Annotated in this window: 21 protein-coding genes; 9 read left to right on the forward strand and 12 right to left on the reverse strand. The window is 73.2% G+C overall.

Annotated features, from left to right (window positions below; all coding sequences use genetic code 11):
- Positions 1-87: 87 nt before the first annotated feature.
- The 6 genes from ACWEVS_RS00415 to ACWEVS_RS00440 all read left to right on the forward strand — a co-directional run bounded on the left by ACWEVS_RS00415 (position 88) and on the right by ACWEVS_RS00440 (position 6211).
- A complete protein-coding gene (locus tag ACWEVS_RS00415; protein ID WP_449920526.1) occupies positions 88-729 on the forward strand; it encodes a DUF4142 domain-containing protein in 642 nt (213 codons plus the stop codon).
- Positions 726-1799 (forward strand): DUF1996 domain-containing protein, encoded by a 1074-nt coding sequence (locus ACWEVS_RS00420; protein WP_452549253.1) that lies wholly within the window; start codon positions 726-728, stop codon positions 1797-1799. Before ACWEVS_RS00415 ends, ACWEVS_RS00420 begins: the two co-directional genes overlap by 4 nt.
- A gap of 58 nt (positions 1800-1857) precedes the next feature.
- Positions 1858-2571: a hypothetical protein gene (locus ACWEVS_RS00425; RefSeq protein WP_449920522.1), complete on the forward strand. Its 714-nt coding sequence runs from the start codon at positions 1858-1860 to the stop codon at positions 2569-2571.
- Complete coding sequence (locus ACWEVS_RS00430; RefSeq protein WP_452549255.1) at positions 2568-4028, forward strand: NADH-ubiquinone oxidoreductase-F iron-sulfur binding region domain-containing protein; 1461 nt, start codon at positions 2568-2570, stop codon at positions 4026-4028. Before ACWEVS_RS00425 ends, ACWEVS_RS00430 begins: the two co-directional genes overlap by 4 nt.
- A gap of 73 nt (positions 4029-4101) precedes the next feature.
- Positions 4102-5514 carry an FAD-binding protein gene (locus ACWEVS_RS00435; protein ID WP_452549257.1) on the forward strand — a complete coding sequence of 471 codons (1413 nt, stop codon included), beginning with the start codon at positions 4102-4104 and terminating at the stop codon, positions 5512-5514.
- Positions 5515-5572: 58 nt separating this feature from the next.
- The gene (locus ACWEVS_RS00440) at positions 5573-6211 is read left to right on the forward strand and encodes a GNAT family N-acetyltransferase (protein WP_452549259.1); all 639 of its coding nucleotides are present in this window, start codon (positions 5573-5575) and stop codon (positions 6209-6211) included.
- Between the two features lie 182 nt (positions 6212-6393).
- Here ACWEVS_RS00440 and ACWEVS_RS00445 read toward each other — a convergent pair whose 3' ends face one another.
- Genes ACWEVS_RS00445 through ACWEVS_RS00455 form a run of 3 tightly spaced genes read right to left on the reverse strand, consistent with a single transcriptional unit; the run spans position 6394 to position 10172 of the window.
- On the reverse strand, positions 6394-8340 hold the full coding sequence (locus tag ACWEVS_RS00445) for an acetoacetate--CoA ligase (RefSeq protein ID WP_449920513.1): 1947 nt from the start codon (positions 8338-8340) through the stop codon (positions 6394-6396).
- 57 nt (positions 8341-8397) lie between these two features.
- Positions 8398-9240 carry a serine hydrolase gene (locus tag ACWEVS_RS00450; protein WP_354911213.1) on the reverse strand — a complete coding sequence of 281 codons (843 nt, stop codon included), beginning with the start codon at positions 9238-9240 and terminating at the stop codon, positions 8398-8400.
- The gene (locus tag ACWEVS_RS00455) at positions 9237-10172 is read right to left on the reverse strand and encodes a LysR family transcriptional regulator (RefSeq protein ID WP_449920509.1); all 936 of its coding nucleotides are present in this window, start codon (positions 10170-10172) and stop codon (positions 9237-9239) included. Before ACWEVS_RS00455 ends, ACWEVS_RS00450 begins: the two co-directional genes overlap by 4 nt.
- Before the next feature lie 87 nt (positions 10173-10259).
- Between ACWEVS_RS00455 and ACWEVS_RS00460 the strand changes: the two genes are divergently transcribed.
- Positions 10260-11849, forward strand: a complete 1590-nt coding sequence (locus ACWEVS_RS00460; protein ID WP_449920506.1) for a penicillin-binding transpeptidase domain-containing protein — start codon at positions 10260-10262, stop codon at positions 11847-11849.
- A 143-nt stretch (positions 11850-11992) separates the two neighbouring features.
- Here the strand turns inward: ACWEVS_RS00460 and ACWEVS_RS00465 are convergent, their stop codons facing one another.
- Complete coding sequence (locus ACWEVS_RS00465) at positions 11993-13654, reverse strand: BBE domain-containing protein (protein WP_452549261.1); 1662 nt, start codon at positions 13652-13654, stop codon at positions 11993-11995.
- 191 nt (positions 13655-13845) lie between these two features.
- Here ACWEVS_RS00465 and ACWEVS_RS00470 point away from each other — a divergent pair, with 191 nt between their 5' ends.
- Positions 13846-14997, forward strand: a complete 1152-nt coding sequence (locus ACWEVS_RS00470) for an alpha/beta hydrolase family protein (RefSeq protein WP_452549263.1) — start codon at positions 13846-13848, stop codon at positions 14995-14997.
- 65 nt (positions 14998-15062) lie between these two features.
- On the opposite strand, the gene ACWEVS_RS00475 is transcribed toward ACWEVS_RS00470, so the two are convergent.
- The 5 genes from ACWEVS_RS00475 to ACWEVS_RS00495 form a co-directional block, all read right to left on the reverse strand.
- Positions 15063-15335, reverse strand: a complete 273-nt coding sequence (locus ACWEVS_RS00475) for a hypothetical protein (RefSeq protein ID WP_449920498.1) — start codon at positions 15333-15335, stop codon at positions 15063-15065.
- A gap of 239 nt (positions 15336-15574) precedes the next feature.
- Positions 15575-16315, reverse strand: a complete 741-nt coding sequence (locus ACWEVS_RS00480) for an HAD family hydrolase (protein WP_452549265.1) — start codon at positions 16313-16315, stop codon at positions 15575-15577.
- 28 nt (positions 16316-16343) lie between these two features.
- Positions 16344-16970 carry an HAD family hydrolase gene (locus ACWEVS_RS00485; protein ID WP_449920496.1) on the reverse strand — a complete coding sequence of 209 codons (627 nt, stop codon included), beginning with the start codon at positions 16968-16970 and terminating at the stop codon, positions 16344-16346.
- Between the two features lie 17 nt (positions 16971-16987).
- Positions 16988-17494: a DUF6912 family protein gene (locus ACWEVS_RS00490; RefSeq protein ID WP_452417058.1), complete on the reverse strand. Its 507-nt coding sequence runs from the start codon at positions 17492-17494 to the stop codon at positions 16988-16990.
- A gap of 30 nt (positions 17495-17524) precedes the next feature.
- A complete protein-coding gene (locus ACWEVS_RS00495; protein ID WP_354911194.1) occupies positions 17525-18145 on the reverse strand; it encodes an HAD family hydrolase in 621 nt (206 codons plus the stop codon).
- A gap of 23 nt (positions 18146-18168) precedes the next feature.
- Between ACWEVS_RS00495 and ACWEVS_RS00500 the strand changes: the two genes are divergently transcribed.
- A complete protein-coding gene (locus ACWEVS_RS00500; protein ID WP_452549267.1) occupies positions 18169-18339 on the forward strand; it encodes a hypothetical protein in 171 nt (56 codons plus the stop codon).
- A gap of 58 nt (positions 18340-18397) precedes the next feature.
- Here the strand turns inward: ACWEVS_RS00500 and ACWEVS_RS00505 are convergent, their stop codons facing one another.
- From ACWEVS_RS00505 to ACWEVS_RS00515, 3 genes are all read right to left on the reverse strand, one after another.
- Positions 18398-19735: a glycoside hydrolase family 3 protein gene (locus ACWEVS_RS00505; RefSeq protein ID WP_452549269.1), complete on the reverse strand. Its 1338-nt coding sequence runs from the start codon at positions 19733-19735 to the stop codon at positions 18398-18400.
- Between the two features lie 190 nt (positions 19736-19925).
- The gene (gene ptsP / locus ACWEVS_RS00510; RefSeq protein WP_449920486.1) at positions 19926-21596 is read right to left on the reverse strand and encodes a phosphoenolpyruvate--protein phosphotransferase; all 1671 of its coding nucleotides are present in this window, start codon (positions 21594-21596) and stop codon (positions 19926-19928) included.
- Positions 21593-21850, reverse strand: a complete 258-nt coding sequence (locus ACWEVS_RS00515; RefSeq protein ID WP_449920484.1) for an HPr family phosphocarrier protein — start codon at positions 21848-21850, stop codon at positions 21593-21595. Before ACWEVS_RS00515 ends, ptsP begins: the two co-directional genes overlap by 4 nt.
- Between the last annotated feature and the right edge of the window lie 239 nt (positions 21851-22089).

The following is a 22089-nucleotide window of genomic DNA, read 5'->3' on the forward strand; positions in this document are numbered from 1 at the left end:
CGGTAGCCACTCCGATAACTCCAGTCATTTCTGACTATCTCGTCACTTGCCGTGAACTCCGGCGGTCGGAAGCGCGTACCTCCGACCATGCACAGGCTTCTACGCCGCATGCCCGCCGCCGGCGAGCTGCTCCTGCTGGGCGGCTTCGCCGTGGCGGCCGCGGTCACGGTGCTGCTGGTCGTGCCGGGGCCCGCCGCCCTCACCTCGCCGGTGGCGCCGACCACCTCCGACCAGGATCTGCTGATCAAGGTACGGCAGGCGGGACTGTGGGAGATCCCCACAGGGCAGCAGGCCCAGCAACGGGCGCTCAGCCGGCGGGTGAAAGACGTCGGCAAGCACCTCGTCGAGGACCATCTGAAGCTCGACAAGGAGGTCATCGCGGTGGCCTCCCGCCTCGGCGTGGTGCTGCCCAGCCAGCCCACACCCGACCAGCAGCGCTGGATGGCCCAGCTGTCCGCCGAGAGCGGCGCCGCCTACGACAAGGACTTCGCGAACCTGCTGCGGGCCGCCCACGGCAAGGTCTTCAGCGTGATCGCCCTGGTCCGGGCCGGCACCAGGAACGACGAGATCAGGAAGTTCGCCACGACGGCCAACGCGTTCGTGCTCAAGCACATGACGTTGCTGGAGAGCACGGGGCTCGTCGACTACGAGGCGCTGCCCGAACCTCCGACGCCTTCGCCCGCTCCCGTCGCCATGGCGGCGGCCGATTCAAGGAGAGAGAACCAGTGATCGCATCCAGACGGCTGGCCGCGGCCATGTCGTCGCTGGCCCTGGTGGCCGGCGGCATGGTGTCCGCGGCCGTCATCCCCGCCCTTCCCGCCTTCGCCGACCACTGCGACCCCGCCGGACACCCCGAACAGAACCGGCAGGGCCAGGACCAGCTTCGCTCCCGCCCCGCACCCTCCCCCACCGCGTCGCAGGGCGGCGACGACTGCGCCGACCTCGGCCCGTTCGTGACCGACTTCGTCGACATCCGCGCCGTGCCGCCGGGCGGCGACATCCTGGCGGGCCCCAGGTCCGGTTCGCGCGGCACGTTCGTCTCCCAGTGCGGCACGAACGGCAACCGTCACAACAACCCCGACAACTTCATCGTCGCGCCCGGCGTCTCCAACGGCGCCCACCACCTGCACGACTACGTGGGCAACCTGTCCACCGACGCCTTCTCCACCGACCAGTCGCTGGCCGCGGCGGGCACCACGTGCCGCTTCGGCGACAGGTCCACCTACTTCTGGCCCGTCCTCAGGAACAGGAAGATCGACGACAACCTCGGCGACCCGGACGGCAACGTGGGCCAGGTGCTGCGCCCCCGCCAGGTGATCATGCAGTTCCGCGGCAACGCGGCGAGCCGGGTCAGCGCCATGCCCCGCTTCCTCCGGATGATCACCGGTGACGCGAAGGCGGCCACGAACGGCGGCGCCAACGCGCGCGCCGCGTGGACGTGCGCCGGCTTCACCGACCGCGTCACCACCAGGTACCCGCTGTGCCCGCGCGGCAGCCTGGTGCTGCGCGTGCTGGACTTCCCGAGCTGCTGGGACGGGCAGAACACCGACAGCGCCAACCACCGGACCCACGTGGTCTTCCCCGGTCAGGGCGGTGCCTGCCCGCAGGGCGCCAGGGCGATCCCGCAGCTGCGGATGATCCTCGCCTACAGCGTCCCGCAGGGCCCGTCCTACGCCCTTGACGCCTTTCCCGAGCAGCTGCACAACCCGGTCACCGACCATGCCGACTTCGCCAACGTCATGCCGGACCGGCTGATGGCCTTCGCCGTGAACTGCATCAACCGCGGCAGGCGCTGCTAGCTCGTCTGTCGACGACTTCCCGGGCGGCACACCTCACCCATCTCCTGGGAGGGAATCGATGCTCCACCGCAAGCAGCCGCGCCACGCGGGGCTGGACACCAGGCGGCTGCGCCTGGGCGCCACCGCGTCGCTGACGGCGCTGATCCTGTCGGCCGTCGCGCTGGCCCGCACCGAGCGCGGGATCCAGCTGCTCGCCGGCGGCCTTGGTTTCCTGGAGTTCTACGTGGGCGTGTTCGCCCTCGTCACGCTGACCGCCACCGTCGCGCTCGGGCTGGTCGCCACCGAGCGCGTCTTCCTCACCCCGCCCAACCGGGTCCGCGCCCAGCTCGTCCACCGGGTCGCGGCGGCGGCGGGGATGGGCTTCCTGCTCGCGCACGCCGCGCTGAAGTCGTCCTCGCTGACCGGGCTGGCGGCGCTGGCCCTGTTCGCGCTGGCCGCGACGACGGGGATGGCACGCGGCTGGTTCGCCCGCACGCCTCGACCGTGGCTGTGGCGGGTGCTGCACGGCGCCGCCTACCTGGCCTGGCCGGTCGCCGTCCTGCACGGGCTGACCGCGGGCCGTACGCCTGCCGGGTGGGTGGCGTGGTCCTACGTCGGCTGTCTGGCGGCGGTCGTGTCCGCGCTGCTGGTCAGGGCGGTGGCGACGCTGCGCCGGCCGCCTGCCGTTCCGGAGGCCGTGGCCGAGCCCAGGGTGGGCGAGCGGGTGGCGGGCGAGCTGGTCGTGGGCGAGCTGGTCAGCCTCGACGACCTGCGCCGAAGGAGGGCGGGATGATCCCGCACCGGGTGCCGCGCGTGCTGCGGCTGGCGCCCGCCAGGCTCACCGCGGGCCTCGACCACTGCAGGCGGCTCGACCTGCCCGCGCACCGGGCGCTGCACGGCGAGCCGGCACGTCGCGACCTCGACGCGCTGATCGCCATGGCCGAGGGAGTGGACCTGCGCGGTCGCGGCGGGGCCGCCTTCCCTTTCGCGCGCAAGCTCCGCGCGGTGGCGCCCGGCGAGCGGGTGGTGCTGGTCAACGCCGTGGAGGGCGAGCCCGCCAGCGCCAAGGACGCGATGCTGCTGGTCCGCGCCCCGCATCTGGTGCTGGACGGCGCGCTCCTGGCGGCCGAGGCGCTGGGGGCGCGCGAGGTGGTCGTCGCCGCCGTCGAGGGGGAGGTGGCGCACGCGTCCATGATCGCGGCCATGGAGGAACGGCGCGCGGCGACCGTGTCAGGAGCGGCCGAGCGGTACGGCGGGCGGATGCGCGTGGCCGGCCTGCCCGAACGGTTCATCAGCGGGGAGGGCGGCGCGCTCGTCCGCGGCGTGAACGGGCTCGACGCCGTCCCCGCCGGGCGGCGGCGCAGGGCGACGCAGGAGGGCGTCGGCGGCCTGCCCACGCTGCTGTCGAACGCGGAGACCTTCGCCCAGCTCGCCGTCCTGGCCGAGCTGGGCCCGATCGGGTACGCCGAGGTGGGCACGCCGCGCGAGCCGGGCACCGTCCTGCTCACCGTGGGCGGCGAGGCGGTCGTCGAGGTGATGACCGGCGTCCCCCTGGCCACCGTGCTGGAGGAGTGCGGGCTCGACCCAGGTGAGGGGGTGCTGGTCGGCGGCTACCACGGGGCGTGGCTGAGCGCGCCGGCCGCGCAGTCGGCCGTGGTCTCCCGCGAGGGGATGCGGCTGGCGGGCGGCGTGCTGGGGGCCGGCATCGTGGTGCCGCTGCCCGCGACGACCTGCCCGCTCGGCGAGGTGGCCAGGGTCGCCGCCTACCTGTCCGCGCAGTCGTCGGGGCAGTGCGGCCCGTGCCGCCTCGGGCTGCCCGAGGCGGCACGGGCGCTGTGCGCGCTCACCGAGGGCGCCGGTTCGGCCGACGAGGTGCGGCGCGCCGTCCGCACGGTGGAGCGCAGGGGCGCCTGCTTCCACCCCGACGGGACCGCGAGGTTCGTGCTGTCGGCCCTGGAGGCCTTCGCCGCCGACGTCGAGCGGCACGAGGAGCGCGGCTCGTGCGGGCGGCTCGTCCGGGGCGCGCTGCCGCTGCGGGAGGCCGGGCAGGAGCCGCGCTACCGGCTCGACGTCGACTGGACCCGCTGCCAGGGCCACGGCCTGTGCGCGCACCTGCTGCCGGAGTTCGTGGAGCTGGACGGCCACGGCTACCCGTCCTTCCGGCAGGTGCCAGGGTGGATGGGCAGGGAGGCACGGAGGGCCGTGGAGATGTGTCCTGCTCTCGCCCTCCGGCTGGTGCCGGGCCAGTGATAGGAACGTGACCAACCGGCCGCTCCTTTCGTGCGTCTCACCCTTCGGTTCAGCAGGACTACAGGGAGATCACATGGACCGCCGCAGCTTCCTCCGCACCGCCGCCTTCGGCGCGCTGGGCACGTCCTCCGCCGTGGCCGCTCCGGCCGCGAGCGCGCCCGACTGGACGGCGCTGGGCAGGAGCCTCGACGGTCGGCTGGTACGGCCGGGCGAGGCCGGTTACGACGCCGCCCGCCGCCTCTACAACCCCACCTTCGACACGGTCAGGCCGCGCGGCGTCGCCTACTGCGCCACGCCGGCCGACGTCGCCGCGTGCCTGGCCTTCGCGCGCAGGGAGCGCGTCCCGCTCACCTCCCGCTCCGGCGGCCACTCCTACGCGGGCTGGTCCACGGGCCCTGGCCTGGTCGTCGACGTGTCGCGGATGAACACCGTCAGCTACCGCTCGGGCCTGGCGACCGTCGGCGCGGGCGCCAAGCTGATCGACGTCTACGACGGGCTGCACGCCAGGGGCGTCGGCATCCCCGCCGGCAGCTGCCCGACGGTCGGCATCGCCGGGCTCACCCTCGGCGGCGGCATCGGCGTCGTGTCCAGGAAGTACGGCCTGACCTGTGACGCGCTGGAGTCGGTGCGCATCGTGACGGCGGACGGGCGGGTGCTGACCTGCGACGAGAACAACCACAGCGACCTGTTCTGGGCGTGCAGGGGCGGCGGGGGCGGCAACTTCGGCGTGGCGGTCTCCTTCACCTTCCGCACCCACCCGGTCGGGGACGTCACGGTGTTCTTCCTGCACTGGCCCTGGTCGAAGGCGGTGTCGGTGGTGAAGGCGTGGCAGTCGTGGGCGCCGGCGGCCCCCGTCGCCATGTGGTCGACCCTCCACCTCACCCGCGCGGGCGGCGACCTCGACGTACAGGTCGCCGGGCTCTACGTGGGCGGCAGGACGGCCTGCGCGAAGCTGCTCGACGGCCTGGTCAGGACGGCGGGAACGCCGTCGTCCCGGTACGTGGTGGAACGCACCACCATGCAGGCCAACATGATCATGGCAGGTTGCGCCGGCAAGACGGTCGCGCAGTGCCGCCGGATGCCCCGCGAGGCGTTCGTCGCCACCTCCCATCTCGGCTACGCGAAGCTGTCCACCGAGGGGGCCAAGGAGCTGGCGGCACGCGTCGCGCGCCCCGGCGGCCACTCGGTGCTGCTGGACGCCATGGGCGGGGCGATCGGCAGGGTGCGGTCCGACGCGACCGCCTTCCCCCACCGGCAGGCGCTGTTCAGCGTGCAGTACTACGCCGAGGGCTCGGACCGGGCGTGGCTGCGCGGCACCCGCGAGGCGATGGGGCCCTACCTCGGCGACCACGCGTACGTGAACTACATCGACCCCGACATCACGCAGTGGCGGCAGGCCTACTACGGGGCGAACGCGGCCAGGCTGGCGGCGGTGAAGGCGGCCTACGACCCCGGCCGGCTGTTCGCCCTGCCCCAAGGGGTGTGACCGGCGATCTTCGATAATGAAATGATCTTCATCGGGCCCGGGCGCGATAATGACCGGCATGCGCCACCTGCCGATCTTCGACCTGGCCGTCCGCACACCCAGGCTGGAGCTGCGCCTGCCGAGCATCGCTGAGCTCGACGCGCTGGGTGACCGGGCGGCCGAGGGCGTCCACGAGACGGGGTTCATGCCGTTCTTCGTCCCGTGGACGGACGCGCCGCCCGCCGAGCGCGCCCGCGCCGCCGTCCAGTACCAGTTCCGCGTGTGGGGCGCGTGGACCCCGGAGTCGTGGGCGTGCGAGTTCGGCGTCTTCCTCGACGGCGAGGTGATCGGCGTGCAGGGCGTGACGGCCACGGACTTCGCGATCACCCGCGAGGTGGGGACCGGGTCGTGGCTCGGGCGGCGCTTCCAGGGGCAGGGCATCGGCACCGAGATGCGGCGCGCGGCGCTGCACTTCGCGTTCGAGGGGCTGGGCGCGCGGTACGCCACGACCGGGGCGTACGAGGACAACACGGCGTCGCTGGGGGTGACGCGCAAGCTCGGCTACCGGGAGGACGGCATCGCGATCCTCAACCGGCAGGGGACGACGGCCACGCAGCTCCGGTTCCGCCTGTCCCGCGCCGACTGGACTCCTGCCGGGGACGTCTCGATCCACGGCCTCGAGCCGTGCCTGCCCTTCTTCGGCGCCGCCCCGGCCTGACCCCGGGACCGGCGCCGCCCCTGCCTGACCGCGGGACCGGCGCCGCCCCTGCCTGACCGCGGGACCGGCGCCGCCCCTGCCTGACCGCGGGACCGGCGCCGCCCCTGCCTGACCGCGGGACCGGTGCCGCCCGCGCCTGACCGCGGGCCTCAGGGAACGGCACCGCGCCACGGCCCGCCCGGTCAGGGCTTGAAGTGCTGCAGCACCTCCGGGTTGGCCATCGCGTCGCGGTTGGCGGCCTGCTCGACGGGTGTCCCGAGGAGGATCTTCCGTACCGGCACCTCCAGCTTCTTGCCCGACAGCGTGCGCGGGATGCCGGGCACCGCGATGATCTCGTTGGGGACGTGCCGGGGTGACAGCTCCTCGCGCAGCGCCGCCTTCAGCCGCGCCTCCAGCTCGGGCGTCACCTCGCCCTCGGCCAGCGTCACGTACAGCAGCAGCCGCCCTTCCTGCCCGAGCTGTCCCGTGTCGATGACCAGGCTGTCGGCGATCTCCGGGAAGCGTTCGACCACCCGGTAGAACTCGCTGGTGCCCATCCGCACGCCGCCCCTGTTCAGGGTGGAGTCGGACCGCCCGTAGATCACGCAGCTGCCGTCCTGGTCGATCTTGATCCAGTCGCCGTGCCGCCACACGCCCGGGTAGACGTCGAAGTAGCTGTCGCGGTACCGCTCGCCCGACGGGTCGTTCCAGAACATCACCGGCATGGACGGCATGGGCCGGGTCAGCACCAGCTCGCCCACCTCACCGATGACCGGCTCGCCGGCGGGGTCGAACGACTCCACCCGCGCGCCCAGCGACCGGCAGGGGATGACGCCCGCGCGGATCGGGTGCAGCGGCGTGGCGCCCACGAAGCCGGTGCACACGTCGGTGCCGCCGGAGAACGAGCCCACCGGCACGCCGGGCAGCACCTCGGTGAGCCAGGCGAACCCCTCGGGCGGCAGCGGCGATCCGGTGGACCCGATGCCCTTCAGCGCCGTCAGGCCCGCGGGCCGCTTGTCGCCCTTCATGCACGAGACGATGTACGGCGCGCCGGTGCCGAAGTACGTGACGTTCTCGGCCGCCGCGATCGCCCACAGGTCGGTGGGCGCCCCGTCGTACAGCACCACGGTGGATCCGACCAGGAGGCCGCCGATGAGGTAGTTCCACATCATCCAGCCCGTGGTGGTGTACCAGAAGAACACATCGCCCTTCCCCAGGTCCTGGTGGAAGGAGAGCGACTTGAGGTGTTCGAGCACGACGCCGCCGTGCCCGTGCACGATCGGCTTGGGCAGCCCGGTCGTGCCGCTGGAGTACAGGATCCACAGCGGGTGGCCGAACGGCACGCGCTCGAACTCCAGCGGCCCCTCCTCCGCGCGCAGCCCCTCCCAGCCGAGCACCTCGCCCTGCGGCAGCGCGGCGGCGGGCGCCGGGTGCTCGGCGGCGGGCGCGGCCGGCCGCGGGGGGCGGCCGCCCGGTGCCGCGGCGAGGTAGGGGATCCAGACGGTCGCGCGCAGGGACGGCAGCGCGGCCACGATCTCGCCGACGGCGGCCGACCGGTCGAAGGACTTGCCGCCGTACCGGTAGCCGTCGACGGCGATCAGCACCTTGGGCTCGATCTGGGTGAAACGGTCCACGATGCTGGGCACCCCGAAATCGGGAGATCCGGCCGACCAGATCGCGCCCAGCGAGGCGGTGGCGAGGAAGGCGACGAGCGCCTCCGGGATGTTCGGCAGGTAGCCGGCGACCCTGTCGCCCTTGCCGACACCCAGCCTGGCCAGGCCCCGCCTGACCCGTGCCACCTCCTCGCGCAGCTCGGCCATGGTGATGACACGGCGCGTGCCGTCCTCCGCGTGGAAGATCACGGCGGTGCCGTCCTCGCGGCTGAGGGCGTTCTCCGCGTAATTGAGCGAGCTGCCGGTGAACCATTCGACGCCGGGCATCGTCCCAGTCATGACGGGCCCGTCACCACGCTCACCGATCACGCCGAAGTAGTCCCAGATCGACGTCCAGAACTCCTCGGGGTTCTCGACGGACCACTGCCATGCGTCGTCGTAGTCCGCGCGCCCGACGCCGGACAGATAACGGGTGATCCTCGCGTTCGCCACCACGGACGGCGTCGGCTCCCACAGCAGTGCACCTTCAGCAACCATGTGTCCCATCCTGTCGTCGCGAGAGTGGAAAGTCATCATCGCCGCCCACACATCCCCCTACGCGCGCAGGTGGTCCACCGCCATACGCGCGGCCGTGCCGATGACCGCGTCGGCGCGCGGCTGGTTGAGCGCGGGGCTGAAGGAACGGGTGAAGACGGCCACCGCGTAACGGCCGCCGTCGGGATACTCCACCACACCCACCTCGGCGCGCATCGTCGGCAGCGTGCCCGTCTTGCCGCTGACCGCCACGTCGTCGTACGGGAAGCCCGACGACAGCCGGTGCGGCCACACCTGCAGCCCGAGCAGCCGCCGCATCCACGCGCACTGCGCGGGCGAGGCGGCCTCGTCGCGCCAGATCATGGCGAGCAGCCTGGTGATCTCCTCGGGCGTGGTCCGGTTCGTGGCGGCGGGGTCGAGCACCCGCAGCCGGGCGAGCGTCTCGGGGTCGGCGATCGGCACCTCGGAGCCGGCGTCCTCCTTCAGCTTGGCCAGCAGCGCGGCGCAGTCGTCGATCACCCGTGTCCGCCGGAGCCCGAACGCGTCGAGCATGGCGTTGACGCTCTCCAGCCCGATGCCGGCCACGACCGCGTCGGCCGAGGTGTTGTCACTCACCGCGATCATCAGGTAGGCCAGGTCGCGCAGCGACATCGTGACGTCGTCGAGCATCGCGCCCACGCCCGTGTCGCCGGCCGTACGCGTGGTGACGGTCACGTGCCGGCGCGGGTCGAGCACGCCGGTGTCGGCCTGCCGGGCCAGTTCCACCAGCACCGGCAGCTTGAACACCGACGCCATCGGCACCAGCTCGTCGGCGCGGTAGGACACCTCGGCGTCGCCGTCGATGTCGGTCGCGTGCAGCCAGCCGGCCACGCCCGCCCGGCGGAAGACCTCCTCCATGTTCATGCCAGGAAACCCATCGCCGGACGCCTCCTGACCTGCCGTGCGGGCGCGACGCCCTCCTCGGCCATCCCGCCACTCTCCTTCAGCGCTTGTACGGCCACCGCCGCGAAAGCCGCCACCTCGGGCGTGCCCGCCCGCCACGCCGTCGAGACCCGCCAGATCAGCGGCGAGCCCAGCAGCGGCCGCCAGATCACTCCCTCCGGCGCCAGCCGTTCGGCCTCGCGCGGGCCGAACGCCACCGCCGAGCCCGCGAGCACCAGCCCCAGCCCGATCCCATGATGCACCTCCGCGGGGACGAAGCCGTGCCTGCGGCAGTCGGCGAGCGTCTCGGCGTGGGCGCCGGGCTCGCCTTCCTGCGGGAACAGCAGCAGCTCCCGGTCGGCCAGGTCCTGCAGGTGCACGCTGGAGGCGACGGCCAGCGGGTCGGCCTCGGCCAGCAGCACGCCGGCAGCCTGCACGAGCACCTCGCCGAAGCGCAGGCCCGGCGCGGTGACGGGATGGCGCACCACGCCGACGTCGATCGTGCCCTCGGCCAGCGCGGCCACCTGGTCGGCCGTCCACATCTCGGCGGGGGCCAGCCGGAGCTCCGGGTTCTCCTCGCGGAAGCGGGCCACGAGGGCGGCGATGGCCGTCGCTCCCAGGTCGGGAGGGAGGGCCACCTTGAGCGTGCGGGCCTCGCCGTGCCGGACGAGCTCGCGCAGGCGCTCGACGCGGGCGATCACCTCGCGTGCCTCGGGCAGCAGCAGCCGCCCCGCCTCGGTGAGCCGGACATGACGGGACGAACGGTCGAACAACCGCACGCCCAGCTCCTCCTCCAGTCGCTTGATGCGCTGGCTGAGCGGGGGCTGGGCCATGCCGAGGCGGATCGCGGCGTTGCCGAAGTGACGTTCTTCGGCGACGACCGTGAAGTAGTAGAGGTGCCGCACAAGGTCCACGACCTGCGACCATATCGCAAATCGAATGAATACAGGGCTGATATCCCTATTGGACAGGACGGTCCGGCGTCTGGTCTGCTCGCCCGCATGCACGAACTCAGCAACCTCAGATCGGAGCGGAGGCGCAGGAGACGGTGGCCGCTGGTCACCGCGGGGCTCCTGGTGCCGCTCCTGGTCGGGGGCGGGGTGATCTGGGTGACGCGCACCGCGGGCTCCCCCGAGGAGACCGCGGAGTCGTTCCTCGCCGCCTGGTCCAGGCGGGACTACCCGGCCATGCAGGCCCTCGTCCACGCGCCCCCGCCCGACTTCACCACGACCTACCAGAGCTTCTTCAAGGAGCTCCGGATCACCTCCGCCGCCTTCGAGGTGGGCGAGGACGTGAAGGAGCTGGAGGAAGGCCGTGTCGTCCCCTTCACCGCCCGGCTGAAGGGCGCCGTCGACTGGACCTACCAGGGCCGGCTGCACGTCGGCGAATGGGACGGCACGTGGCAGGTCGACTGGTCGCCCACGACCGTCCACCCGGAGCTCGGCCGCGGGGCCGTCTTCAAGCTGGAGGTCTCCGACCCGGAGACCGCCGCCATCAGCTCCGCCGACGGCAGGCGCATCGACGGCACGGACGCGCCCGGCTCGGTCCAGCAGCTCGTCGACGGGCTCAAGCAGACCTACAAGGACCGGCTGACCGGCAGCTCCTCCACCAGGCTCGACCTCTACCGCGACGGCAGGCGGGTCGAGACGGTGGCCGAGAAGGGCGCCACCGAGGGCACGCCGCTGAAGACCACCATCGACCTGCGCGTCCACCGGGCCGGCGCCGAAGCGCTCGACGACGTCGCCAAGCCCGCCTCGCTGGTGGCGCTGCGCCCCTCGACCGGCGAGATCCTCGCCGCGGTCAACAAGCCGGGCGGCTTCAACCGGGCGCTGCTCGGCAAGTACCCGCCGGGATCCACCTTCAAGGTCGTCACCGCCTCCGCCCTCGTCGCCGACGGCGTCGCGCCCGACAAGACCGTGAAGTGCCCGCCCGAGCAGAACATCGGCGGCTTCCCCTTCCACAACGCCGGATTCCACGACTACGGGACGCTGTCGTTCAGGAACGCCTTCGCCCACTCGTGCAACACCACCTTCGGCGCCATGGCGGTCTCGTCGCTGAAGGGCGGACGGCTGGGCGAGGTGGCGGCCGGCTTCGGCTTCGGCGCGCCGATCATGCCGGGCGTGCCGGCCGTACGGGCGGAGTACCCCGAGCCCAAGGACGACACCGACCTGGCCTCCGCCGCCATCGGCCAGGGCCGGGTCCTGGCCAGCCCGCTCAACATGGCCGCCGTCGCCGCCGCCATCGCGAACGGCACCTGGCGGCCCCCGCGGCTCGTCCCGGCCGACCTGGTGCCTCCGGGCGGCTCCGGGCCGCGCAAGCTGGAGCCCGAGGTGGTGCGGGCACTGCGCGACCTGATGCCGGCGGTGGTCTCCGAGGGGACCGCCCACGCCGTACGGTTCCCCGCCGGGTCGGCGGGGAAGACCGGGACGGCGGAGTACGGCTCGGGCAAGGAGCCGCCCGCGCACTCGTGGTTCGTGGGGTATCACGGCGACCTGGCGTTCGCGGTGATCGTCGAGGGTGCGGGGGCAGGAGCGGCCGTGGCCGCGCCCGTGGCCGCCCGCTTCCTGCAGAACCTGGACGGAAGCGGCTGACCCGCCGGCGGACCCGCCCCGGCGCCCGCTCGCGGGACGCCGGGGCCGTGACCGGTCAGGAGCCCCGCCCGCTCGCGGGACGGCCGGGGAAGCGTGACCCAGCCGGGCGCCCCCCTCACTCGCAGGACGGGCCGCGTGACCGGTCAGGAGGCGCCGGGAGGGCGGACCGACAGCGCGTGGTGGAAGACGTCGCGCGGGTCCCAGCGCGCCTTCACCCGCTGCAACCTGGCGTAGTTGTCCCCGTAGTAGAGCGTCGACCAGGGCACGCCCGAGGTGTTCCACGCCGGGTCGGCATGGTCGATGTCCGGGTAGTTGATGTAGGCGCCGCCGCAGTTGCCTCCGGGCACCGGCACGCCTCCCGTGGCCTCGAACGTCTCGCGGTGGAGCCGACGCACCCACGCCAGGTGGTCCGCGCCGTCCTGGGTCTCGTCCCATGCCGCCAGGTGGATCATCTTGAGGATCGACGAGCGCTCCGCCGTGGCGGTCGCCGCCGGGTCCACCGTGTTGACCCGCCCGCCGTACGACAGGAGCCACAGCATGCCGTTCGAGGAGACCTCGCCCGCGGTGCCGAGGTGGTCGTAGGCGACGTCGGCCTGCTCGTCGGTGAAGCGCCTGCGCAGGTAGGCCGACTTGCCCTTGTACCGGCCCGACTCGGTGGCCTCGCCGAGCGACAGGGTGCGGACCGCCTGGAACCACGGCATCCGCTGGAACGGCGGGACGATCACCCCGGGGGTGACGCCGTCGGCGACGGCCGCGAAGTAGTCGCGCAGCAGCTTCTCGGCGCCCGGCACGGCGGCGTCGACCTGCGTGGGCAGGATGATCCCGCCGGGGTCGGCGCCCGCCTTGCGGCCGGGGATGAGCAGCGAGCCCCACAGGGAGGCGGCGGGGGTACCGGGCGCGCTGTTGCGCTCGTGCCACTCGCCGTGGTTGCGCAGCAGCCTGCGGAACGACTCCTTGGTCATGCCGTCCCACGACCAGATGGCCACGCCGGACAGCACCTCGGCGGGCGGGCGCGGCAGCAGCCGCCTCGGGTCGTTCCCCCTGGCCCCCGGGTCGCGCATCCAGTAGCGGGTCACGACGCCGAAGTTGCCCCCGCCGCCGCCGGTGTGCGCCCACCACAGGTCGTGGTTGGGGTCGGCGGGGTCGCTGGTCGCCACCACCGCGCGCGCCCTGCCGCCGCGGTCGACCACCACGACCTCCACGGCGTGCAGGTAGTCGACGGTCAGGCCGTCGCGCCTGGACAGCGGGCCGTAGCCGCCGCCCGCGATGTGGCCGCCCGCGGCCACGCCCCCGCACTGGCCGCCGGGGATGGTGACGCCCCAGCCGAGGTAGAGCGTGCGGTAGGTCCGCATCAGCGTGGCGCCCGCCTCGATGGCGAACGCGCCGCGCCGCTCGTCGAAGGAGACGCCGGACATCTCGCACAGGTCGATCACGACCTGCGCGCCCTCGCCGACGAAGTTCTCGTAGCAGTGCCCGCCGCTGCGGACGGTGACGCGGCGGCCCGCGCGGACCGCGTCGCCGACCGCCTTGACGACCTGCTCGGTCGAGCCCACGACGTGGAAGTGTTCGGGTCTGGGCGTGAAGCGCTGGTTCGTCCGGCGGACCGCCAGGTCCTCGTAGCGCGGGTCGCCGGGCCGTACGACGACGGGTCCTAACGGCGGCCCGCCCGTGGCCGCGGCGGACATGGCGGACGTGGCGGGATCGAGCGCCGAGGCGGACGCGACGGACCCAAGGGCCGCCGTGACCGCCCCGCCGCCGACCGCCGCCGTGGTGCCGATGAATCCCCTGCGGGTGACCTCACCCATGGTCGACAACCCCCTGGTGTGCGTGTGACGTGCTGTTCCTCGACGGTAGAGGCGGGGCCGTGGCGCGAGAATGGGCTCAGGCCCCCGGCAGGGGTGGGGGTAGGTGCACCCGGTCGACCTGACGAAAGTCAGGGTCGGGACGATACGGACGGCAGAGGTGCCGGCGTGGGTCCGGCGGCCAGATTGGGGCCATGCGAAACACGATGACCGCCCTGCTCACCACCACCGCCCTGCTGACCGTTCCCGCCGGTACGGCGCGGGCCGACACCGCCTCCCCCGCCAAGGTGACCTTCGAGCTTCCCGACCCCACGGGAGCGCACGAGATCGGCGTGCGCGAGGTCCACCTGGTGGACGCGGAGCGTGACCGGGAGCTCATGGTGAGCGTGTGGTACCCGGCCGGGCCCGGGGCGGAGCCGCGGGCGCCGTACCTGCGGGCCGGCGCGGCCGGATACTTCGACCAGGGCGCCCCGGCCATGGGCCTGCGGCCGGGGCAGGTGGACTGGGCCGCGGTCCGCACCCACGCCCGCCAGGACGCGCGGCCGAAGGGCCGGTGGCCGGTGGTGCTCTACTCCCCCGGCGCGGGCTCGCTGCGCGCGCTCGGGACCGCCACCGTCGAGGACCTGGCCAGCAGGGGGTACGTCGTGGTGACCGTGGACCACACCCACGAGGCGCCCGTCGTCGAGTTCCCCGGCGGCCGGCTGGAGGTCGCCAAGCCGTCGCAGGGCCTGCGCGCGAGGATGGAGACCAGGCTGCGCGACATCCGGTTCGTCCTGGACCGGCTGCCTACCCTGGACGGCCTCGCGCGGGCGATGGACCTGTCGAGGGTGGGCATGTTCGGCCACTCCTTCGGCGGGGACACCGCGGCGGAGGTGATGGTCGCCGACGGACGCGTCGACGCCGGCGCCGACCTGGACGGCTGGCTCGCCTTTGACGTCGACGGCCGTGCCCCCACGCGCGCCGCCGTCGAGGGCACCGCCCGCCCGTTCCTGCTGATGGGCTCGCCCGGCAGCACCCGCGACGGCCAGGGCAGGAGCCACCTGACCTCGCCGTCGTGGAAGTCGTTCTGGGAGCGGTCCTCCGGCTGGAAGCGCGACCTGTCGATGCCGGAGGCCATGCACTACAGCTTCACCGACCTGCAGTCGTTCCTGCCGCAGCTCGACGAGCGGCTGGACGTCGTGCCGGAGGTCCGCGCCAAGCGCATCGGGACGGTCGACCCCACGCGCAGCGTCGCCGCCCAGCGCGCCTACCTGGGCGCCTTCTTCGACCAGTCGCTCAAGCACCGGACGCGCCCGCTGCTGCGCGGCGAGTCGCCCGACCACCCGGACGTGAGATTCGTACGCTAGGACGATCGGCCGGGCACCGCTGCGGGGTGCGTACCCGCGGTGCCCGGCCGATGCCATGGGATCGGCTACGGCGTGGCGTCCGCGCGGGCGTCGGACGACGACCACGAGGCCTGCACGCTCGTCCTGCCCGGCTCGTCCGGCGGGAGCAGGGGCAGGTACGGACGGAGCCACGCGCGGATCTCGTTGTCGATCGCCTCCGCCAGGTCGTGGCAGCTCACCAGGGTGCAGTGCTCGGGGTCCTTGGGGGCGGCATGGGCGGCGGGCGCGACGGCCAGGCCCAGCAGTCCGACGGCCGCCATGGTGACGATGGTGCGCAGGACGGCGCGGGTGGAACGCATGACAGATCTCCTCCTCGATGGCATGTGGTGGGTCGAGGGGAGACGGCGGCCACGGAGCCGCCTCGGTGGTTCTACCGCGTGATCGATTCGCCCGAATCGCCACTGCGGTGAAAAACGGCGTCAAGGGTGTCCCCGCGACCGCCGGATGAGCCCGCCTTGCCGTTCCCCGGGCCGGCCGCGCGTGGTGCCCGGGTCAGCCCGCCTTGCCGTTCCCCGGGCCGGCCCGCGTGGTGCCCGGGTCAGCCCGCCTTGCGGTCGACCGGCGAGGTCAGGCTCGCCACCGCGGCCACGACCTCCGACGCGTTCGACAGGTCGGGCAGCACGATGTCGGCCCCCGCCTCCCTGAGCTCGGCCGCCGTCGACCGTCCCGACGCGATCGCCACCATCGCCGCGCCGCCGATCCGCGCCGCCTGCACGTCGCGGGTGGAGTCGCCGATCAGCACGGTGTTCGCCGCGGTGAACGGCGTGCCGTGGCGCTGCTTCGCCCTGCCCTGGGCGACCTGGAGCAGCGTCGCCTTGGGGTAGACCTCCTCGCCGTAGCCGCCGAGGTCGAAGTCGACGTACTTGTCGAGCCCGAACGCCTTGAGCTTGTGCACGGCGTTGCCCCTGATGGTGCCCGTCAGCACCGACTGGACGACCCCGTCGAGCCGGGAGACCGCCTTCAGGGCGTCCTTGGCGCCGGGCATCGTCCGGCCCTCCTTGGCCAGCCGCTTGCGCCGGTCGGCGAACGCGACGGCGAGCGCGGCCAGGAACCTGGGCAGGTGGTCGTCCTTGGCGACGATGCCGTTGACGGCGAGCGTCTCGAAGACGATCTCGGAGTCGGGCCTGCCCATGGCGGGGGCGAGCTTGACCAGCGGGCGCCCGGTGACCTGCCGGAACGCCTCGGCGTACGCATCCCTGGTGACGATCGCGACGTCGACCAGCGTGAGATCGACGTTCCACAGCACAAGGCGGTTGATGGCGGCCTCCCTGAAGTCCATGCCCAGGGTACGGCTCAGCGGCCCGGTTTCAGGCGTGCTTGAGCGCTTCGGTCAGGGTGTCGACCACGGGCCAGCCGGTCGCCTCCAGCTCCTTGCGGGGCGTCATGCCGCCGGTGTAGAGCACCGCCCTGGCGCCCACGTGGGTGGCCGCCATGCCGTCGTCGACGCTGTCGCCGATGACGAGAACCTCGGCGGGGTCGACCTGGATGGCGGCGATGTGGCCGGCCATGTGCTCGGCCTTCTCCCCGCCCGTGGTGCCGGTGAGCCCGTCGACCCTGGCGAAGTGCATGTCGATGCCGAACGAGGTGACGGTCGGCACCAGGTGGTCGTGCGGCGCCATCGAGCACAGCGACTGGGTGCCGGTCCAGCTCCGCAGCGACGCCTCGGCGTCGGCGGCCAGACCGCAGGCGGTCATGAGCCGGAAGTAGTTGTCGTGGAAGCCCTTGTCGAGCACGTCCCACTCGCCCTCGCGCAACGGGCGGCCCAGCAACCGCTCGTAGGCCAGCCAGATGGGTCGCGTGTAGACGGAACGGAATCCGTCGGCGGTCATCATCGGCAGGCCGTAAGGCTTGAAGACCTCGTTCGTCGCGCCGACGACGGCATCGATGTCGTGGAAGAGGGTGCCGTTCCAGTCCCAGACGATGTGCTGCGTCATGCCCCTATTGTCGGGCATCAGGCCAGCAGGTCGGGGATTTCCTGGGTGGCGTACCACATGAGCTCGTGCGCCTCCGCGCCGTCGACGACGAACAAGGCGTCGTCGTCCCCGCCGTCGGCGGCGGGCAGGGCGGCGATGGCGGCCTCGATGTCGGCGGCGGCGGAGACGTCGTCGACGTGCACGGCGGCCACCTTGGCCATCGGCACCGCCTCGGCCAGCCGTACCCTGGCCCGCTCCTCCAGGTCGGCGCTCATGGACAGGGTCGCGTCGGGAACCTCGGCCGCCACGACGACCCGGCGGGGGGCGGCGGCCACGCCGTCGGCGCGGTCGGCGGCGAGCATGCGCAGGGAGGCGCGGGCGGCGTCGGTCAGCGCCACGTACTCCAGCTCTTCGGTGTCCCCCGAGGCGTACCACTCGGTCAGCGCGGGAGTGACCGCGTAGCCGGTCAGCGGGGCGGGGCCGAGCTGCCCTTCGGCCGCCGCCCTGGCAAGCGCGGGAAGGGTGCTCGGCAGGTATACGCGCATCGGGAACCTTTCACGACGTTAGGGGGACCATCATCGCAGGGGCAGCCGCAGCAGCGTCTCCAGCTCGGCGATCGTCGTGTCGGGGGTGGTGTGGTGGATGACGCCGATGCCGAGCTCCCGGGCGGCGACGATGTTGATCTCGAAGTCGTCGATGAAGACGCATTCGGGGCCGCGCAGCCCGATGAGGTCGAGGGCGTGCTCGAAGATGCGCGGCTCGGGCTTGCGCATGCCGATCTCGCCGGAGATGACGACCGCGTCGAAGACCTCGTCCCAGCCGTCGCGCGGGTACTCGTTGGCCCACGAGTTGGACAGCAGGCAGGTCTTGATCCCCGCTCCGCGCACCCGCAGCAGCATGTCATACATCGCGTCGACCCGCTGGAAGCCGAGGAACATCCGGGAGAGGAGCCCTTCGGCCACGGGCGAGGTGCCGTCGATGGTGCGGAGCCTGGCCGCGAGGTCGCGCTCGAAGTCGGCGGCGCTGATCTCGCCGCGCTCGAGGGCGTGCACGACGCTCTCCTGCAGCAGCAGCTCGCGCATGACCGCCCGGTAGTGGTCGCCGTCGAGGCGGTCGGCCGCGATCCAGCCGGCGACCGCCTCGGACATGCTCGTGGTGAGCACGCCACCCCAGTCGATCAGGACTCCCTTGACCATGAGGAGCAGCCTATATCCCCTGAATGGAGCCGTTCGAGCAGTTCACCCCGGCGGCCTCGGTCGTCGGTCTCCTCGGCGTGGTGATGACGGTCCTGGTGACCGCCCTCGAGCTGTTCATCATGTTCCTGCAGGCGTTCCTGTTCACCCTGCTGGCGGCGATGTTCATCGGGGACGCGATCGAGGGCGACCACTGAGCCACCAGAGGAGTCTGGTGAACCACGCTGACCGGTTCGCCGGACTCCACGAACGCGACTAACGGCTCGCGCGGACGATCGTGGCGGCCAGCCTGCGGTGCTCGGCCGAGCGCAGCACGTCGGCGGCCGCCGCGACGGAGGCGACCGGCGCCTGCTCCAGGAAGCCCCGCTTCCGGCGCAGCTCCAGCAGCCTGGTCACCGACTGGTCGAGACGCTGCCGCGAGATGCGGCCCGACTTCACCGCCGCCATGACCGCGCCGTGGGCCTTGGCGAAGTCGGGCGGCATGAGCAGCAGGTCCGCCCCGGCCAGGACGGCCCGCACGGCGACCTCGCCGTCGTCGTACTTCTTCCTGACGCCCGCCATGTTGAGCGCGTCGGTGGAGACGACGCCGTCGAAGCCCAGCCTGTCGCGCAGCAGCCCGGTCAGGATCGGCTTGGACAGGGTGGCGGGGTCGCCCGAGGGGTCGAGCGCGGGCATGACGATGTGGGCGCTCATGATCGCGTCGACGTCCGCGCCGATCGCCGCCTTGAACGGCGGGGCGTCCATCGTCGCCCACTGCGCCTTGGTGTGCTTGATCAGCGGCAGGCCGGTGTGGCTGTCGATGCGCGTGTCGCCGTGGCCGGGGAAGTGCTTGGCCGTCGCGGCGACGCCCGCGTCGTGGAAGCCCTTCACCGACGCGGCGACCATCCGCGCGACGCGGGCCGGGTCGTCGCCGAAGGCCCGCTTGCCGATGACCGGGTTCCTGGGGTCGAGGTTGACGTCGGCCACGGGCGCGAAGTCGAGGTTCACGCCGAGCGCCTTCAGCTCGGCGCCGGTCGCCGCCGCGGCCTTGCGGGCCAGGCCGGTGTTACGGGTAGCGCCCACGACCGACGCCCCCGGCAGGTCGGTGACCAGCGCGGACATCCTGGACACCAGGCCGTTCTCCTGGTCGGTGCCGATGAGCAGCGGCACACCCTTCGAGGCCTTCTGCAGGCCGTTGGTCAGGGAGACGACCTGGGAGACGCTCTTGATGTTCTCCGGGAAGAGGATCACGCCGCCCAGGTGGTACTTGGCGACCACCTTGGCGGGGGTGGCGGCGCCGAAGGCGTTCTGGTTGCCGTCGGAGGCGCTGTCGGCGGTGGTGCCGTGGAGGACCGGCATGAACAGCTGGCCGACCTTCTCCTCGAGGCTCATCCGGGCCAGCACCCGCTGGACGGCGCCCGCCCCGGCGGTCTCGGTGCCTGCCGCGGTGCCGGCCTCTGTGGCCGCCGGGGGCGTGGCAGGGGCCTCCGTGGACGGTTTCGCCGCTGGTGGAGGCATCTGGGGCGCCGAGCCCGCGGCGCCCGCCGAGCTCGCGCACGCCGCGAGGGAGGTCGCTATCGCCAGGACGCCTGCGGTACGGATGCCTCTCACCATGCCCCCCAAGCTATCCGGCCCGCCGGTGTCACGCCGACCCAACGGCCCCACACCTCCCGCGCGACGGCCGCCGCCGCAACGACCCCGCACCCTCGCGAGGGCCACCGACGCGGCAGCCGCGCGGCCGGGCGGCCGGGCCGCTCCGGTCCCGGCGCGCGTCGGCCGCGCGGCGCTCACCGGCGGGACGGGATCACAGGCCGAGGTCGGCCAGGCCGGGCAGCGCCGCGCGGGCCGCGTTCCTGGCGCCAGCGGCCGTCACCTGCCCCCGCGCCATCGCGGCCGCCCTGCGGCACTGGGCCAGCGAGTGCGCGGCCAGCCCCGCCCGTACGGCCGGCAGCGCCGCCGGGCTCATCGACAGCGTGGCCGCCCCCAGCCCCACCAGCACGCATGCCAGCGCCGGATCGGCCGCCGCCTCGCCGCACACCCCGCACGGCACGCCGTGGTCGCCGACCGCCGCCGCGATCAGGTCGAGGAGCGCCGGATGCCACGGGTCCTGCAGCGCGCTCAGCGCTCCGACCTGCCGGTCGGCGGCGAAGGCGTACTGGGCCAGGTCGTTGGTGCCGATCGACAGGAAGCCGACCGTGGCGGCCAGGTCCTTCGAGCGCAGCGCGGCGGCCGGGACCTCGATCATCACCCCGACCGAGCCGAGCCCCTTGACCGTGCACTCGTGGACGAACCAGGTGGCCTCATCGACGGTGGACACCATGGGTGCCATCACCTGGAGCCGGTCGGACATCCCCGCGCCCGCGTCGGCGAGCGCCTGGAGCTGGTCCGTCATCACCTCGGGGAAGGCCCTGAACATCCGCAGCCCTCGCAGCCCGAGCGCCGGGTTGGGCTCGCGGCCGGTGGCCGGCAGGAAGGCGAGCGGCTTGTCGGCGCCGGCGTCGAGCGTGCGGACCACGACCTTGCCCTGCGGGAAGGCCTCGAGCACCGCCCGGTAGGCGTCGCGCTGCTGCTCGCGCGTGGGCGGGCTGGCCCTGTCGAGGAACAGGAACTCCGTCCGGTACAGGCCGACCCCCTCGGCGCCGCTGTCCACGGCCGCCTGCACGTCCGCGGGCCCGCCGATGTTGGCCAGCAGCGGCACCGGGTGCCCGTCGGCCGTCCTGCCGGGGCCGGTCGCCGCGTCGAGCGCTCGCGCCCTGGCCGCCGACAGGCGCCGGGCGTCGGCCACCTGCTGCTCGCTGGGCTCGACGGTGACCGTACCGAGGCCGCCGTCGACGAGCACGCGCACGCCGGGGCGCAGCGCGGTCGCGCCGCGCGCCGCCACGACCGCGGGCAGGCCCATCGCGCGCGCCAGGATCGCGGTGTGGCTGGTGGGGCCGCCCTGCTCGGTCACGAAGGCGGCGACCACGTCCCTGGTCAGCAACACCGTGTCCGCGGGCGCAAGGTCCCGCGCCACCAGCACGTACGGCTCGGCCGCCGTCGTCGGCACGCCGGGCACCGGATGCCCGGTGAGCACGGCGATCGTCCGGTCCCTGACGTCCTCGACGTCGACCACCCGCTGGCCCATGTAGCCGCCCGCGGCGACGAGCAGGTCGCGGTACTTGCCGAAGGACTCGTAGACGGCCCTGGGCGCGGCCGTCCCGGTCTCGATCAGCGCGTCGACGCCGATGGCCAGGCCGGGGTCGCGGGCCATCAGCGCCTGGGCGGCGAGCACGTCCTTGGCCTCGCCGCCCGCCTTGACGCCGCGCGCCTCCAGCTCGCCGGCGACCTGTTCCAGCGCGGCGTGGGCCCGCGCCTTCTCCTGATCCGCCTCTCCCTCGTAGGTGGCGCCCTCGGGGGGTTCGGGCACCGAGACGGTCAGCACGTAGACAGGGCCCTGCCCGATGCCGGGACTGACCCCCACCCCCGAGATGGTCATGGCGCCGATGCGATCGCGGCCAGCTCGTCCACGAGCTGCTCCGCGCCTTCCCCGTCGGCCTTGATCACGATCATCTCGCCCTGACGGACGTCGAGGCCCATCACCATCAGGATGCTCTTGGCGTTGACGGGCTCGCCGCCCAGCCTGCCCACGGTGACGTCGATGGGGGCCTTCGCCGCCGCCGTCACGAACGTCGCCGCGGGACGGGCGTGCAGCCCTACCTCCGCTTCGACGGTCACCTTGCGCTCGGCCATCGGGGCTCCTCCTAGGTGTGCCGGTCCAGACCAGCTGGACTCACGAAACAGCGGCCGGCCGATCGCGGGATCGGCGCCGGCCAGGTCCTCGCCGGCGTGGGCGGGTGGCCACCGCCATCCCTCTCATACCCGCCGCCTTGGCCGCGGCTATCCCCGCCACCGGATCCTCGAAGACTACGCAATCGCCGCGAACCGCCGGGAGGTGGGTCGGGCGGACGGCGCGGCGCCCCCGAGGACGT

It is taken from the genome of Nonomuraea sp. NPDC003754 (genome assembly GCF_053605785.1).